The sequence below is a fragment of the Brucella daejeonensis genome, assembly GCF_014199265.1.
Classification (GTDB): Bacteria; Pseudomonadota; Alphaproteobacteria; order Rhizobiales; family Rhizobiaceae; genus Brucella; species Brucella daejeonensis.
Map to the genome: position 1 here is coordinate 1 of NZ_JACIJG010000019.1, position 16,239 is coordinate 16,239.

Consider the following 16,239-nt stretch of genomic DNA (forward strand, 5'->3'; position numbering starts at 1 on the left):
CTAGTAAGTTTATGTATCTAGTGGATTTTTCGAATTTGACGTTTGAAACAGCATCTCATTCAGTCGGGATCCAAACGTCAAATTCAATCCACTAGGACTGTTTTTCCGGTCCGGCGGATTGACCAAATCGCCAGTGCGACAGGATTATATGCGCTTCCGATTCTGGGGAAGGGTTCCGAAGATTGTGACGTTCATCGGACTGGAGCCGCCCAACATGCTGACAGGTGAATTTGATGGCGAGTGAGGACCGCAAGAAGAGCCGTGTGACGCTTCTGGATGTGGCGCGCCACGCCAATGTTTCGCGCGCGACCGCTTCTCTCGTCATTCGCAAAAGCCCTCTGGTCGGAGCTGCGACACGCGAAAAAGTTGAAAGAGCCCTGCAGGAACTGGGCTATGTCTACAATATGGGTGCGGCCAGCCTGCGCGTGGAGAGATCGAATACCGTCGGCGTTATCGTGCCCACGCTGGGCAACCCGTTTTACGGCGAGCTGTTGTCGGGCATCGACAGCGTGGTTGGAGAAGCGGGAATGGTCGTTTTGCTGGCGAATAGCCATGAAAACTTCTCGAACCAGAGCACCCTCATGCAGCGGATGCGGGAACATGGCGTGGATGGCGTGATCATTTCGCTGACCGCCGGGACGCCTGCGGATTTTATCGAGCGGATTGCGGATTGGGGTTTGCCGGTTGTCCAGGTTCTGCGTCATGTGACGGACCGGATCGACTATGCCGGTGTCGATTACGCCGGGGGGATGCGCCAGGCGGTTAATCACCTGATTTCACTCGGACACAGAGCGATTGCCTTTGCTGTACATGGTCCGGTTCACTCCGCTTATCTGGAACGTATCGAAGGTTTCCGCGATGTGATGTTGCAACAGGGGCTCGATCCGGACATGATCGTTCAATTGCCGCAAACTATGCCCGAAGTGGCGAAGGCGGCTCCCCTGCTTTTTGAAGGAGGTAGAAAACCTACCGCCGCCATCTGTTTCAACGATGTGGTTGCGTTGGGGTTGTCGGCAGGACTGTATGATCATGGCAAGAAGGTCGGTGAGGATTTTTCCCTGATCGGCTTCGATGACGTCAATGATGCCGAGGCGACCCGCCCGCGGTTGAGTTCGGTGTCGACGCGGCCTGTTACAGTTGGTCAGAATGCTGCTAGACTGCTTCTGGCACGTCTGGCGGACCCGGATAAGCCTGCGCAACGGATCGTCAGTGAGACCCATTTGCACGTTCGCCAGTCCTGTGGACCAGTGAAGATACTTGTCGTTTAGGGTTCAGGCACTAATCCCAATTACCGATTGACGCGGGGATAAAACATATTTAGATCGATCTAAAATTATTGTCGAGAAGAGTGAAATTCGGCAATACGCGTACCGGGAGGTTCAATTTTGTATAATTTCAACTTCGCGCCTGTGTTCGCGTCGATGGACAAGCTTCTTGTCGGCGCATGGCAGACGATAGAGTTGTCCTGCGCGGCCATGGTGCTTGGCCTGATCGTTTCGATTGCCTGCGCGTGGGGCAAAACGTCCGGACCGAAGCAGGTCCGTTTCGTTATTGACGTTTACATTGAAGTTATCCGTAATACGCCGTTTCTGGTGCAGATTTTCTTCATCTTCTTCGGACTGCCCTCGGCAGGCTTGCGTCTGTCACCCAACAGTGCGGCGCTTCTCGCGCTTGTGGTGAACTTCGGCGCCTATGGTACTGAAATCATTCGTGCTGGCATCGAATCCATTCACAAGGGGCAGGTCGAGGCAGGGATAGCGCTCGGTCTCTCAAGGCTTCAGGTCTTTCGCTATGTGATCATGAAGCCGGCGCTGCGCACGGTCTATCCCTCGCTGACCAGCCAGTTCATCTATCTGATGCTGACATCGAGCGTCGTTTCGGTAATCTCGGCGAATGAGCTTGCAGCCGCCGGTAATGATCTTCAATCGGCAACTTTCGCCAGTTTCGAAGTCTATATCGTCATTACGCTCATGTATCTCATCATGTCCATCGGGTTTTCCGCGATTTTCGCGATGATCGAAAAGATGGCATTCAAATATCCATTGAGCCGATAGGAGCAGGCCATGATCAGACCTTTCGGCTGGAATGAATTTCTCATCATCGTTTATGCAGCACAATGGACCATCGCGCTCTCCGCCATCGCCTTTGTTGGTGGTGGTATCGGAGGATTGATCATTGCCTTGATGCGCGTCTCCGGTGTTCGTGCGCTGCGCTACATTGCGCTTGGTTTCATACGCCTGTTCCAGGGGACGCCGCTTCTGATGCAGCTTTTTCTGGTGTTCTTCGGCTTGAATATTTTCGGTCTGGGCATCAATCCGTGGGTTGCTGCAACAATTGCCCTTACGCTCCATGCAAGCGCCTTTCTGGGCGAAATATGGCGCGGCTCCATCGACGCAGTGCCGCCGGGGCAAGGCGAAGCTGCGACAGCGCTTGGACTGCGTTATTACAACCGTATGCGCTATATCATCCTGCCTCAGGCAGCGCGTATCTCGGTAGCGCCGACCGTGGGCTTTCTTGTGCAGCTCATCAAGGGAACGTCGCTTGCCGCGATCATCGGTTTCACCGAACTGACCCGGCAGGGACAGATCATCAACAATGCAACGTTCAGCCCGTTCATGGTGTTTGGTACCGTGGCGGCTGTCTATTTTGTCCTGTGCTGGCCGCTTTCCATTCTCGCGCGCCGCATGGAAACGAGGTTTTCTCGCGCAACCGCTCGGTGATTGGGGCTTGGGGAGACAGCAGGCATTTCCGTTGGGCGCAAAAAAGCGCCCTCGGCGAATGTATTAAAATAGCAAAACGGTGCCGGTGAGGAGACCGGTCCATAAAGGGAAGGAAAGAAAATGAATATAACCAGACGTGCGGCAATGGCCTTGATCGGAGCGGGCGCGCTTGCCACAGCATTTGTGCCCGGTGCCTTCGCGCAGACTGTCGAGGGCATCAAGTCTGCCGGTACCATCAAGATCGGTATGCTGGTCGATTTTCCGCCTTTCGGCATCATGAACACCAGCAACGAGCCGGACGGCTACGACGCGGATGTGGCGAAACTGCTGGCCAAGGAACTGGGCGTGAAGGTGCAGATCGTGCCGGTAACGGGTCCGAACCGCATCCCTTACCTGCAGAGCGGACAGGTTGACGTTTTGGTGGCTTCTCTCGGCATAACCGAGGAACGCGCCAAGAGCGTCGATTTCTCTCAGCCTTACGCTGGTATTTCCATCGGCGTTTTCGGACCGAAGGATATTGCTGTCACCAAGGCTGAAGACCTTTCCGGCAAGACGATCGGCGTTGCCCGCGCATCTACGCAGGACACGGCTGTGACGAAGATCGCTCCGCAGGATACGAATATCCGCCGTTTCGATGACGATGCCAGCGCTGTTCAGGCTCTCCTTTCGAGCCAGGTTCAGTTGATCGGCCTCTCCAACGTTGTGGCTGCCGAGATCGAAAAGGCGGCTCCCGGTCGGTACGAACAGAAGATTCAATTGAGCCAGCAGGTGCAGGGGATCGCGGTTCGCAAAGGTTCGGCGGAAATGCTCGATTTCGTCAACAAGTTCGTCGAGAAGGTGAAGAGCGACGGTGAATTGAGCAAGATTCACGAAAAATGGCTCGGCTCTCCGCTGCCGGATTTCGTTTCTCAGGCAAAGTAAGTCCACGACTATCGCCATGCCCGGATCGTTTGCGGGCATGGCGTATAATGCCTTGCGAGGCAGTCAAGTTCACGAAAGCGAGTTTCTCGACATGAACCAGATGGCTCAGGGAAAAGCGAACCGGATATCGCAGGATGCTGCCGGGGCCGCAGTTCTCATGGAGGGTGTAAACAAATGGTACGGCACGTATCATGCCCTCAGGGATGTGAATCTTGCCGTTGCTCGCGGCGAGCGTATCGTTATTTGCGGCCCATCCGGTTCGGGAAAGTCAACACTCATACGATGCATCAACCAGCTTGAAACCATTCAGGAGGGTCGGATCACCGTCGATGGTCATGACCTGACGGCGGGTGGCAAGAACGTCGATATCGTACGCCAGGAAACCGGCATGGTGTTCCAGCAGTTCAACCTATTCCCGCATATGACGGTTCTCGAAAATTGTACGCTGGCTCCGATGAAGGTTCGCGGCATTTCGAAGACCGAGGCTGAAAAGACTGCGCGCAAATATCTCGAGCGTGTTCGTATTCCCGAACAGGCGGAAAAATACCCAGCCCAGCTTTCCGGCGGACAGCAGCAACGTGTGGCTATTGCCCGGGCGCTTTGCATGAACCCGAAGATCATGCTTTTCGATGAACCGACCTCGGCGCTTGATCCTGAAATGGTGAAGGAAGTCCTGGACACCATGATCGATCTTGCGAAGGAAGGCATGACCATGCTCTGCGTCACCCACGAAATGGGGTTCGCGCGTCAGGTCGCCGACCGCGTCATTTTCATGGACCAAGGGCAGATTCTGGAAATGGCGGAGCCTGAAGAGTTTTTCGGCAATCCGAAACATGAGCGGACGAAGGCCTTCATCGGCCAGATTTCCTGATCCATTCACGGATAAGGACCGTTGCGGTTGAAGTGAAATCACGGAAACCGTTCTATCTATATGTTTTTATTTGTTGTTTTCGGAGAAAGCACTTTGTGTTTTTTCTGGAGATGCTCTGCTGATGGGAGTTTGAATTGGCGAACGAAATTCTGCTCATCGAACCGATGATGCCGTTGATCGAAGAGCGTCTCGATGCAGCTTATACCGTTCTTCGTCTTTACAAAGCTGAAGACGGAGCTGCGATCGATGCTGCGCTCGGGACGATCCGCGCCGTGGTGACAGGTGGGGGCACGGGACTTTCCAATGAGTGGATCGAACGCTTGCCGCAACTGGGTCTCATCGCCATCAACGGCGTCGGTACGGATAAAGTCGATGTTGCCTTTGCGCGTGACCGCAACGTGCACGTCAGCACGACTCCGGGCGTTCTTACCGATGACGTTGCGGATACAGGCATTGCGTTGATGCTGGCCGTAATGCGCCATGTCGCTGTCGGAGACAGGTTTGTGCGAGAAGGCGATTGGGCGCACCGGAAGGCTTTTCCTCTTGGAACCAGTCCAAAAGGCAAGCGTGTGGGCGTTCTCGGCCTCGGCCAGATTGGCAAGTCCTTCGCGCGGCGCGCCGAAGCGTTCGGGATGGAAGTGCATTACTGGAACCGCTCTCCCGTTCCAGATACGAAGTGGATTGCACACGCAACCCCGGTCGAGCTTGCGGAACACAGCGATGTTCTGGCGGTTTGTATTGCAGCCAATTCATCCACGGTGAATATCGTCAATGCGGACGTTCTGGCTGCGCTTGGAAACAGAGGATATCTGGTCAATGTCGCCCGCGGCAGCGTGGTTGACGAGGATGCGCTTCTGGCCGCGCTGAATGATGGAACCATCGCTGGCGCCGGACTCGACGTTTTTGTCAACGAACCGGCCATTCGTGAGGGGTTCATGAACGCCCCGAATACGGTGCTGATGCCACATCAGGGTAGTGCGACCGTCGAAACCCGGATCGGGATGGGCGAGCTCGTACTCGCCAATCTCGCAGCATATTTTTCGGGCGCCGTTCCGCCCACCAGAGTAAATTGAGTCTACCGATGATCGTCAGACAGGCATTTTTCGAAGGCAGCATCCATGCCGGACGCGAGGACGCGTTCAAGGCCTATGTTGCAGAAACCCTCATGCCGATGTGGCTCGAATTTCCGGGTATCAAGGAAGTTCGTGTTCTATACGCAGTGGAACGCGATAACGGAGCGCCATCCTATCCAATGGTGCTCTGGACAATGTATGAGAGCAGGGAAGCCTTGGCGGAAGCACTCGCTTCTCCGGTCCGCTATGAAAGCCGGGAGGCCACCAAGGGCCTCCTCGAAATGTTCGACGGGCATATACATCACCACATATTCGACCTCGCCCTTGAGGGGTGAGATCGCTGCTTGATCAAGCACGATGACATCCGGACGGGTGGCGACAGGGAGCATTGCCGAGCCATGACGCCGCAGCCATAAGGGATCGCGGCGTCGTTTGGCTCAGCGGATTACTCGCCCCAAGTACGTTCAAGTACGTCAATCCAGTTTCCATGTGCGAGCTTCGCCAGTGATGCGTCATCGTAGCCATGCTTGCGGAATGTTTCGATCACGAGCTGGAGATCGGCGACATCGCGAAGCGTGGAAGAAATCGTCGTGCCGTCGAAGTCCGAGCCGAGCGCGAGATGATCGATACCGATCCGCTCAACGATATAGTCGGCATGACGGACGAGTTCATTCAGGTCGGTATTCGGTTCGCGTTTGCCGTCTTCGCGCAGGAACGATACGCCGAAATTGAGACCTACGAGGCCGCCGGTATCCCGAATGGCGTCCAACTGTTTGTCAGTCAGGTTGCGGCTTTGCTGGCAGAGCGCATGAACATTCGAGTGCGACGCGACAAGCGGAGCATCGGAGATTGCCGCTATATCCCAGAAACCTTTCTCGTTCATGTGAGAAAGATCCACCATGACCTTCAATTCATTACAGGCGCGAACGAGTGCCTTGCCGTGATCGGTCAGGCCGGGGCCGATGTCGGGCGATGCCGGGAACCGGAAAGGAACGCCATGGGCAAAGATATTCGGACGGCTCCAGACCGGGCCAAGCGTCCGGAGGCCTGCGGCGTGCAGGACGTAGAGTGCGTCCAGATTTTCGCTGAAGGCTTCCACGCCTTCGATATGATAGACCGAAGCGAAGATTCCGTTGGCAAAGGCATCGCGAATATCTGCAGCGGTGCGGCAGATGCGAACCTTACCTTCCGATTCCAGTTCGATTTTCTGAAGGATCGCCGACATGGCGAGGGTGGCTTCCATCGCATCCGTCTGGTTCGGCGTTTGCAGATTGCCGCTCGCATCGAGTTCACGGGAAGGCGAGGGGACATATACAGCGCAGAGACCACCGCCAAGACCGCCTTTTTGCGCGCGCGGCAGGTCGATATGTCCGACACTTTCTCCTTTGACAAAGCGCTTTTCAGGAGCGGGTTCTTTCGATGACCATAGACGTAGCAACACGTCGTTGTGACCGTCAAAAACCGGAATCTTCTGTTCTGTCGCCATCACGGAGCCTTCTCAAATCAAAAGGATAATTCAGGACAAGGGTGATGGACCCGTAAGGTGTAAAATGCAAATGCCAATTCGGTCATCGGGTATGTCAGTCCTGCATGACGTAGTTTCATCCAGAGCGAGCGTGTTTAAGGTTCATCTCATGCAAACAATGCATAAGGAATGCAAAATTCTGCATTGGCCCCGCCCTTAAGGGACGTGATAGCGAAAAAGCTGGAAAAATATCCGGAGGTAGAGCGCTGCCGATTATGCTCCCGTCTTGCAGGGGCTACCCGAACGCGCCGCAATAGGAGTTCTCGATGATTTCAAGACGCGGTTTTCTGGCAGGCGCAACTGCCGTTCCTTTTCTTTCCTATGCAAGCATCCTGCCTGCCATTGGAGCCGGTCGTCAGGACATTCTGGTTGTTGCGCAACAGCTCGACAACATGACCAGCCTTGATCCGCATGAGAGCTTCGAGGCCGTCGGCAGCGAAGTCTGCAACAATATCTATCAGCGCCTGGTACATCCGAGCCTCGCAAATCCTGACCAGGTTGAAGGCGGTGTAGCGGTTTCCTGGGAAGCGGATGCCAGCGGGAAGGTTTTCACTTTCAAGATCGATCCGAACGCAAAATTCGCAAGCGGTGCTCAGATCACCGCCGAAGATGCGGCTTTCTCGCTGCAACGCGCGATCAGGATGAACAAGGGCCCGGCTTTCATCATTGGTCAATTCGGTTTCACGCCTGAGAACGTGGAAAAGAGCATCGTTGCCACTGACCCGTCGACGCTCACCCTGACGCTTGAACAATCGACATCGCTTCCGTTCCTGCTGTATTGCCTGTCGGCCAGTGTCGCCAGCATTGTCGAGAAGAAGCTCGTTCTTGAAAACGCGGCCGGAGACGACCTTGGCAATGGCTGGCTTCAGAAGAACAGCGCAGGCTCGGGCGAGTGGGTTCTGGCTTCCTGGAAGCCGAGCGAAAGCATCATTCTCAACGTCAATTCAAACGGTGGCTATAAGGGAAATGTGAAGCGCATCCTGCTGCGTCATGTTGCCGATCCGTCCTCGCAGCTTCTCATGCTTCAGAAGGGCGATGTCGATATTGCCCGCAATCTGACGTCCGAGCAATTGCGTGCCCTTCAGGGCAATGGCGACTTCGAACTCGTCACCAAGGCAATCGCCGGCATTGGCCTGATGTCGCTCAACCAGAAGGTTGAAAAGCTCACCAACCCGAAGCTCTGGCAGGCCGTCAAGTGGGCCATCGACTATCAGGGCATCCAGAAAAACATCGTTCCGCTGACGCACAAGGTGCACCAGACCATCATTCCAGAAGGTTTCCCCGGTGCGGTTAATGAAACCCCGTTCCAGAAAGATCTGGAAAAGGCAAAGGACATGATGCAGGAAGCCGGTCTTGCCGATGGCTTTACCGTCAAGATGGATCATTATTCCGCTCAGCCCTGGCCGGATATCGCGCAGGCCATTCAGGCGAACCTTGCCGAAATCGGCATCAAAGTTGAACTTCTGGCCGCTGAGAACCGTCAGGTCCTCACCAAGATGCGCGCCCGCGATCACGAAATTGCACTGACGGCCTGGGGCTCTGATTACTTCGATCCGAACACCAATGCCGACGTCTTCTGCAACAATCCGGACAATTCTGATAATGCGGCGACCAAGCCTTTTGCCTGGCGCTCGTCTTATCAGAGCGAGGAATTTGCAAATAAGTCGATCGCGGCCCGCGACGAGCGCGATCCGGCAAAGCGCATCGAGCTTTATGAGAATCTGCAGCGCGAATTCATGAACGAGAGTCCATTTATCGTCATGCTTCAGACCGTTACGACGGCTGCCTGCCGCAAGGACGTTACCGGAATGCGTCTCGGTGTTCTGTCGGATTCCCATTCCTATGCAGGGATCGCCAAGGCGTGAAGAAAAGCCTCAAGAATCTGACCGGCATCTTGGGCAGCGTGTTGATCACGCTGTTCGGGCTTATGGTCATTACATTCATGATCGGTCGCGTCATGCCGGTCGATCCGGTTATTGCCGCTGTGGGCGATAACGCGCCCGAGGCTGTTATTCAGCGTGTGCGCGCGGAAATGGGCCTCGACCAGCCGCTCGTTCTCCAGTTCGTCCATTATATCGGACAGGTGCTGCACGGTGATTTTGGCAATTCCATTCTGACCCGAAACCCGGTTACGCAGGACATTTCCCGTTATTTCCCCGCAACGCTGGAACTGGCAACCGCCGCACTGATCGTGGCTGCGGTGATCGGTATTCCGCTTGGCGTCTGGGCTGCGGCGCGGCAGGGTTCTTTCATCGATCAGACGATCCGCGTAATCTGTCTGGCCGGGCATTCGGTCCCGGTTTTCATGCTGGCTCTGATTTCGCTTCTGGTTTTCTATGCGACGCTTGATATCGCGCCGGGGCCGGGAAGACAGGATATCATCTATGAGGGCATGATCCCGCATGTGACCGGCCTCCTTACCGTCGATACGCTGATCGAGGGCGATTGGGATGCATTCCGGGATGCCGTCTATCACATGATCCAACCGGTTCTGATCCTTGCCTATTTCAGCATGGCCTATATCACCCGAATGACCCGCGCTTTCATGCTTGACGCGCTGAAGGGCGAGTTCGTGATTACGGCACGCGCGAAAGGTTTGTCGCTGACCTCCGTTATCTGGAAACATGCGTTTCCGACCGTGGCCGTGCAACTCGTGACGGTTCTGGCACTCACCTATGCGGGCTTGCTCGAAGGTGCGGTGGTGACGGAAACGGTGTTTAGCTGGCCGGGTCTCGGTCAGTATCTGACGGTATCGCTAATGAATGCCGATATGAACCCGGTCGTGGGAGCGACGCTGCTCATCGGCGTCATCTATGTAGGGCTCAATCTGCTGGCCGATATTCTCTATAAAGTTCTGGATCCGCGTGTCCGATGATGTTCAGAAATTTCCATAACTGGGCGCTGGATGAATCGCCTTCGTCCCGCTCTCAGGCAAATTGGGGCAGGCGCTACCGCATCTGGGTGAACCTGAAGGCCAATCCGCTGGCGATGATCGGCCTTTTCATCATCATCGCTTTCGTCACCCTGTCGCTGGCAGCTCCATTGCTTGCGCCTTACGATCCAGGCATTCAGAATCTGGGCAATCGTCTTTCATCACCCACTGCCGAACACTGGTTCGGGACGGACGAGCTTGGCCGCGATATTCTCTCACGCATCCTCTACGGAGGACGCGTGACGCTCGGAATGGTGATCGCGGTCGTCGTTCTCGTGGCTCCGATAGGTCTTTTCATCGGCTGTATCGCCGGATATTTCGGCGGTATCGTCGACACGGCATTGATGCGCATCACGGACGTTTTTCTTGCTTTTCCCCGCCTCATCCTCGCGCTGGCCTTCGTGGCCGCGCTGAAACCCGGCGTTGAAAGCGCCGTGCTGGCAATTGCGCTGACCGCGTGGCCACCTTATGCACGCCTCGCGCGTGCCGAGACGATGACATTGCGTAAGAGTGATTTCATCGCAGCCGCCAAACTGACGGGCGCCTTGCCTTTCCGCATCATTCTGCGCCACATCATGCCGTTGTGCGTACCGAGCGTGATCGTCCGCATTACTCTCGATATGAGTTCCATCATCATTACCGCCGCAAGTCTCGGCTTTCTCGGTATGGGTGCGCAACCGCCTTCGCCGGAGTGGGGCGCGATGATTGCTACCGCCAAGCGCTTCATCTTTGAGCAATGGTGGGTTGCCACGATCCCCGGCATCGCGATCTTTCTTGTATCGCTCGCCTTCAATTTCCTTGGCGACGGTCTGCGCGACGTGCTCGATCCGAAGCAGAATTGAGGAAACAGATGCTGGTTGATATCAAGAATCTGCAGATCAGTTTTGAAACCCGCACCAGCCGTTTCGATGCCGTGCGCGGGCTTTCGCTTCAGCTTGATCGTGAAAAACTGGGCATTGTTGGTGAAAGCGGTTCGGGCAAAAGCCTGACCGCCCGTGCCTTGATGAAACTGCTCCCGCCAATCGCCGAGGTGAAGGCGGACAAGCTTTCGTTCGATGGCATCGACATTCTGTCGGCGAGCGAACGCGGTATGCGCCAGTTACGCGGCAAGCGGGCAGGATTCATCCTTCAGGACCCGAAATATTCGCTCAATCCAGTCAAGACGATTGGCGCGCAGGTTGCCGAAGCATGGCGCACACATAAGGGAGGCAGCAGGCGTCAGGCGATGGATGCAGCCGTCGATCTGCTCGATCAGGTCATGATCCGCAATCCGGGGGAGGTGGCGAAGCTCTATCCGCATGAAGTTTCGGGCGGCATGGGGCAGCGCGTCATGATAGCCATGATGCTCGCGCCCGATCCCGAACTGCTTATCGCCGACGAACCGACGTCAGCGCTCGACGCCACAGTGCAGGCCGAAATCCTTCGCCTTATCGACGATCTCGTGTCGAAACGAGGCATGGGGCTTCTGCTCATCAGCCATGATCTCCCGCTCGTTTCGCATTTCTGCGACCGCGTGATCGTCATGTATATGGGCCGCGTGATGGAAGAACTGAAGGCGTCTGAACTGGTCCGTGCCGAGCACCCCTATACGAAGGGACTCCTCAACTGCATTCCGTCGCTGACCCATCCCCGCGACCGGTTGCCTGTCCTCAATCGTGACGCAAGCTGGCTGAATTCATGATAGATATCGATCAACTCCGCATCAGTTTCAGCGAACGTGAAGTTGTCAAAGGCGTTTCTTTCCATGTGGAGAAGGGCGGCAGCTTCGGCATTGTCGGTGAAAGCGGTTCCGGCAAATCCACAATCCTGCGCGCCATGGCTGGACTCAACGAGCAATGGAGCGGGCGTATTGTATTCGACGGCAAGGAAGTCGCCAGGAAGCGCACGCCAGCATTCTTTCGTCAGGTACAGATGGTATTTCAGGATCCGTTCGGTTCGCTGCACCCGCGGCAGACCATCGATCGAATCCTGAGCGAATTGCTGCTCGTTCACGGCATAGGCGACATAGATAAGCGTATCGAAAAGGCGCTTGACGAGGTGGCGTTGCCAAAAGCCGCGCGGTTTCGTTTCCCTCATCAGCTTTCCGGTGGTCAGCGTCAGCGTGTTGCAATTGCCCGCGCGCTGATTGCGGAACCGGAAGTGTTGCTGCTGGACGAACCGACATCGGCGCTCGATGTCTCGGTGCAGGCGGAAATTCTCAATCTTCTCGCGGACTTGCGTTCCGAGAAGAATCTTACCTATGTGTTGGTGAGCCACAATCTCGCGGTAATTGCACATTTGTGCCCGCAAGTGGGTGTGATGCAGCACGGCGAGATGGTGGAGCAGCTCAGCGCCGATGATTTGCGGGCGGGGCGAACCAAGCATCCGCATACCACAGAATTGCGCGCCTTGAGCGTCAATCTGGAAGAACCTGCCTGACGGAGTTTTCATGTCAATGCATACGGACTGGAATGCGGCGTCGTTCGCCGCGAAGGTCTTTTCGAGAAGCTGGGCCAAAGGCGAACCGGGTGGTGTCATTATCGGCTTCGATCCCGGCGGCGTGAAATTTGCCTATGCGGGAGGGCTTGAGAGCCTTTCCACCGGTATACCGTTCACGGCCAGTTCCGTCGTCCGGTATGCATCGGTCACCAAACACGCATTTTGCGCGATGGTCCTCAAGCATCGCGATCTCATCCGTCTGGACGACAGGCTCGGCGATCATTTGCCTGAACTTCAGAGCCCACTTGCAGACGTTACGGTGGGCCGCGCGCTCGACATGACGGGCGGCCTTCCCGACACGAGAGAATGTCTCACGCTTCTGGGATTATCCGTTTATACAGAAACGGAAGCCAGCCAGCTTCTGGAATATCTGGCGTCTCTTTCCCGGCTCAATTTCGAAGCGGGCTCGGAGATTTCCTATTCCAATACCGGTTATCGGCTGGTCGAGGCTGCGCTTGAACGGAAGGGATTGCGTTTCAACGATTTCGTGAAGTCGGACATTGCCGGACTTCTCGATATTTTCATGGAGGCACCCGATGTCTGGAACGACCCGGTTGCGGGCCTTGTTCCCGGTTATTGGAAATCGGGCGACAAGTGGCAGCTTAGCTCCGCAGGCTTGCATATTTCGGCGTCCGGCAGCTTGACCGGCAGCGGTATGGCTCTGACGAAATGGGCGCAGGCCCTCGTCAACGGCGAAGGCGTGTTTGAAGGCATTCTCGATAAATTGTCCGCAGCACGTTTCCTGTCCGATGGAAGACCGACGGGCTACGGTCTGGGGCTGCGCTGGAATGAAGTGGGCGGCAAGCGTTTTGTGGGACATGGCGGATCGCATCCCGGTTACAAGAGCTATTTTTTGCTCGATCCAATCGCCAGGACCGGCATGATCGTGGTTTCGAATCGTGAAGATGCCAACACCTACAAGATGGCCCGGGACTGCATGGTTGCCCTGAATGGCCTGCCGCTTCCGGAAACCAACTGCGCGATTCCTAACGGGCTTTACGTTACTGATACTGGACCGTTCTGGCTGGAAATGCGCGACGGGATCGCCAACTGGCTCGATTCCGAGGATACGCTTTACGATATTGGCGATGGCTGGTCTTCTTCCATGTCACCGTCGTCCCCGGTCAAGCTGCGCTGGACCGGGGCAGAACTGGAAGGCGAAATTGGTTATGTAGAGCGACGTCTGAAACCGGTGACACCGAAACCGGCCGGGCGGGAATTCGACGGCCGCTGGCAGGCGCCGCACGGCGGTGCTGTTTTCGACATCACGGATGGCCATGTCATTATGGGCGTCGGGCCGACGCGTCGTGCAATGCCGATGGAAGATCTGGGCCATGGCCGGGCTTTGTTCACGCTGCATGATGGCCCGTGGACGAAACGGGTCTGTCTGCATCGATTGAACGATAACCGCGTCGAACTGGTTCTTAGTCGCAGCAGGATGATCGAATACGTTCGCTAGCTTGGAATATTCGGAGTGCAATATGCGGCGGAAGGGCAACCTTACCGCCGCATATTGCATTGTGTTAGTTTTCTGAAATTGATTCCGGGAATATGAGGTGACGTGATGCTGGAGCGGATGATCGATCAGGGTGCAGGGCGTGAGCCGGCCGACATCGTTCTGAAAGGCGGACGTTTCTTCGACCTCGTGACAGGCGAGCTTGTCGAAAGCGATATTGCGATTTGCGAAGACCGAATTGTCGGAACATTCGGCAGCTATCGGGGGAAGCGGGAAATCGATGTTTCCGGGCGGATAATTGTGCCGGGATTCATCGATACGCATCTTCACATCGAATCCTCGCATGTGACACCGCATGAATTCGACCGTTGCGTATTGCCGCAAGGTGTTACGACAGTCATCTGCGATCCGCACGAGATTGCAAATGTTCTGGGTGTCGAAGGGATAAAATTCTTCCTCGATAGCGCTATGGAAACCGTCATGGATATCCGCGTGCAGCTCTCGAGTTGTGTACCGGCGACGCATATGGAAACGGCGGGCGCTGAACTTCTGATCGATGACCTGCTGCCCTTTGCCGGGCACCCGAAGGTGATCGGTCTCGCCGAGTTCATGAATTTTCCCGGCATTCTCTCCAAGGACCCTGAATGCATGGCAAAGCTGAAGGCGTTCCAGGGCCGGCATATCGACGGTCATGCTCCGCTTCTGCGCGGTCTTGATCTCAACGGTTACATTTCGGCAGGCATTCGCACCGAGCATGAGGCGACGAGCGCCGAAGAAGCGTTGGAGAAAATGCGCAAGGGCATGTATGTGCTGGTGCGAGAGGGGTCCGTCTCCAAGGACCTGAAGGCTTTGATGCCCATCATCACCGAGCGTCATGCGCAGTTTCTGGCATTGTGCACGGATGACCGGAACCCACTTGATATCGCCGATCAGGGGCATCTGGATTATCTCATCCGCACGGCGATTGCCGGTGGAGTCGCGCCTATCGCCATCTATCGTGCGGCAAGCGTTTCCGCAGCACGCGCTTTCGGCCTCTTCGACCGTGGTCTGGTGGCGCCCGGTCAGCGGGCCGATCTGGTTGTGGTGGATAGCCTCGAAGATTGTCACGCCGAAATCGTTCTTTCCGGGGGCAGGGTGGTTTCCGATCAACTGTTCTCCACGCGCAAGACGGTGGCGCCAGTCGGACGCAACAGTGTCAAGGCGCCTCGCGTCAGCGCCTCCAGCTTCCGGTCACATTCCAACAGCGGCAAGACACGTGCTATCGGTATCGTTCCCGGCAAGATCATTACCGAAAGTCTCGAATTTGAACTGAAGGTCGGGCCGAACGGCGTCGAACCGGATTTCGAGAAGGACGTCGTGAAGATTGCGGTTGTCGAGCGCCACGGCAAGAACGGCAATATAGCGACCGGCTTCGTGCACGGTTTCGGTTTGAAGGCCGGAGCGATAGCTTCGACCGTCAGTCACGACAGCCACAATATCTGTGTCGTGGGAACATCCGATGAGGATATCGCAGCGGCTGCGAACCGGCTTGGCGAAATCGAAGGCGGGTTTGTCGTCGTGAGAGACGGGAAAGTGTTGGCGGAGATGCCTCTTCCCATAGCGGGTTTGATGAGTTCGGAATCTTATGAAACCGTCCGCGACCAACTGCGCGTTCTGCGTCATGCAGCCGAGGAGCTGGGTTCCGTTCTGGAGGAGCCCTTCCTGCAATTGGCCTTTATCGCTCTTCCGGTGATCCCGCATCTCAAGATCACCGACCGCGGTCTGGTCGATGTCGACAAGTTCGAGTTTGTCGGTAACTGATATAGGCTGACCTTGCCGGTTCACTTGGTCGTTAACGATCGATCCGCGTCGAAAGGATGATGGACGACATCGTGCGCTCGACGCCCTCCAGGGCGCCGATGCGATCCAGTATGGCATCCAGCTCCTGGATTGACGGCGCTTCAACGACGACAATCATGTCGAAATGCCCGCTCACCGAATGAAGCGATCGCACGGCCATAATGCCGCGAAGCGCGGTTTCGACCTTGGACGCAAGCTTGGGCAGTGCCGTTACCAGAACGTGCGCGCGCACCAGATCACGCTCGAATTCCGGCGCGATTCGCACCGTGTAACCTTCGATAACTCCACGCTTTTCCAGCTTCTCGATCCGGCTTTGAACCGTGGTGCGGGAAACACCGAGCCGCCTTGCAAGCTCTGCGGTCGAGGCACGCGCGTTTTCACGGAGCAGGGCGATGAGTGTGAGATCGGCTTCTGTCGTCATAAT

Annotated in this window: 16 protein-coding genes; 14 read left to right on the forward strand and 2 right to left on the reverse strand. The window is 56.0% G+C overall.

Annotation, left to right across the window (positions count from 1 at the left end):
• Positions 1-233: 233 nt before the first annotated feature.
• The 7 genes from FHS76_RS18345 (at position 234) to FHS76_RS18375 (ending at position 5,920) form a co-directional block, all read left to right on the forward strand.
• Positions 234-1,268, forward strand: a complete 1,035-nt coding sequence (locus FHS76_RS18345; RefSeq protein ID WP_183656261.1) for a LacI family DNA-binding transcriptional regulator — start codon at positions 234-236, stop codon at positions 1,266-1,268.
• A gap of 117 nt (positions 1,269-1,385) precedes the next feature.
• Positions 1,386-2,054: an amino acid ABC transporter permease gene (locus tag FHS76_RS18350; RefSeq protein ID WP_183656264.1), complete on the forward strand. Its 669-nt coding sequence runs from the start codon at positions 1,386-1,388 to the stop codon at positions 2,052-2,054.
• A 9-nt stretch (positions 2,055-2,063) separates the two neighbouring features.
• Positions 2,064-2,720, forward strand: a complete 657-nt coding sequence (locus FHS76_RS18355; RefSeq protein WP_183656267.1) for an amino acid ABC transporter permease — start codon at positions 2,064-2,066, stop codon at positions 2,718-2,720.
• Between the two features lie 120 nt (positions 2,721-2,840).
• Complete coding sequence (locus FHS76_RS18360; protein ID WP_183656270.1) at positions 2,841-3,641, forward strand: transporter substrate-binding domain-containing protein; 801 nt, start codon at positions 2,841-2,843, stop codon at positions 3,639-3,641.
• 91 nt (positions 3,642-3,732) lie between these two features.
• On the forward strand, positions 3,733-4,512 hold the full coding sequence (locus FHS76_RS18365) for an amino acid ABC transporter ATP-binding protein (protein ID WP_210306168.1): 780 nt from the start codon (positions 3,733-3,735) through the stop codon (positions 4,510-4,512).
• Positions 4,513-4,676: 164 nt separating this feature from the next.
• A complete protein-coding gene (locus FHS76_RS18370) occupies positions 4,677-5,585 on the forward strand; it encodes a 2-hydroxyacid dehydrogenase (protein WP_183656418.1) in 909 nt (302 codons plus the stop codon).
• An 8-nt stretch (positions 5,586-5,593) separates the two neighbouring features.
• Complete coding sequence (locus FHS76_RS18375) at positions 5,594-5,920, forward strand: hypothetical protein (RefSeq protein ID WP_183656273.1); 327 nt, start codon at positions 5,594-5,596, stop codon at positions 5,918-5,920.
• 110 nt (positions 5,921-6,030) lie between these two features.
• Here the strand turns inward: FHS76_RS18375 and FHS76_RS18380 are convergent, their stop codons facing one another.
• Positions 6,031-7,071, reverse strand: coding sequence for a dipeptidase (locus tag FHS76_RS18380; protein ID WP_183656276.1), 1,041 nt, complete (start codon positions 7,069-7,071; stop codon positions 6,031-6,033).
• Between the two features lie 305 nt (positions 7,072-7,376).
• Here FHS76_RS18380 and FHS76_RS18385 point away from each other — a divergent pair, with 305 nt between their 5' ends.
• The 7 genes from FHS76_RS18385 (at position 7,377) to ade (ending at position 15,776) form a co-directional block, all read left to right on the forward strand.
• Positions 7,377-8,975: an ABC transporter substrate-binding protein gene (locus FHS76_RS18385; RefSeq protein WP_183656279.1), complete on the forward strand. Its 1,599-nt coding sequence runs from the start codon at positions 7,377-7,379 to the stop codon at positions 8,973-8,975.
• Positions 8,972-9,985, forward strand: coding sequence for an ABC transporter permease (locus tag FHS76_RS18390; protein WP_183656282.1), 1,014 nt, complete (start codon positions 8,972-8,974; stop codon positions 9,983-9,985). The genes FHS76_RS18385 and FHS76_RS18390 overlap by 4 nt, the downstream gene beginning before the upstream one ends.
• On the forward strand, positions 9,982-10,884 hold the full coding sequence (nikC, locus tag FHS76_RS18395; RefSeq protein ID WP_183656284.1) for a nickel transporter permease: 903 nt from the start codon (positions 9,982-9,984) through the stop codon (positions 10,882-10,884). Before FHS76_RS18390 ends, nikC begins: the two co-directional genes overlap by 4 nt.
• 8 nt (positions 10,885-10,892) lie before the next feature.
• Positions 10,893-11,723: an ABC transporter ATP-binding protein gene (locus FHS76_RS18400; protein ID WP_183656286.1), complete on the forward strand. Its 831-nt coding sequence runs from the start codon at positions 10,893-10,895 to the stop codon at positions 11,721-11,723.
• On the forward strand, positions 11,720-12,460 hold the full coding sequence (locus tag FHS76_RS18405; protein WP_183656288.1) for an ABC transporter ATP-binding protein: 741 nt from the start codon (positions 11,720-11,722) through the stop codon (positions 12,458-12,460). Before FHS76_RS18400 ends, FHS76_RS18405 begins: the two co-directional genes overlap by 4 nt.
• A gap of 10 nt (positions 12,461-12,470) precedes the next feature.
• On the forward strand, positions 12,471-13,979 hold the full coding sequence (locus FHS76_RS18410) for a serine hydrolase domain-containing protein (protein ID WP_183656290.1): 1,509 nt from the start codon (positions 12,471-12,473) through the stop codon (positions 13,977-13,979).
• 105 nt (positions 13,980-14,084) lie between these two features.
• On the forward strand, positions 14,085-15,776 hold the full coding sequence (gene ade / locus FHS76_RS18415; protein WP_183656292.1) for an adenine deaminase: 1,692 nt from the start codon (positions 14,085-14,087) through the stop codon (positions 15,774-15,776).
• Positions 15,777-15,807: 31 nt separating this feature from the next.
• Here the strand turns inward: ade and FHS76_RS18420 are convergent, their stop codons facing one another.
• A complete protein-coding gene (locus tag FHS76_RS18420; protein ID WP_183656294.1) occupies positions 15,808-16,236 on the reverse strand; it encodes an Lrp/AsnC family transcriptional regulator in 429 nt (142 codons plus the stop codon).
• Positions 16,237-16,239 lie beyond the last annotated feature (3 nt).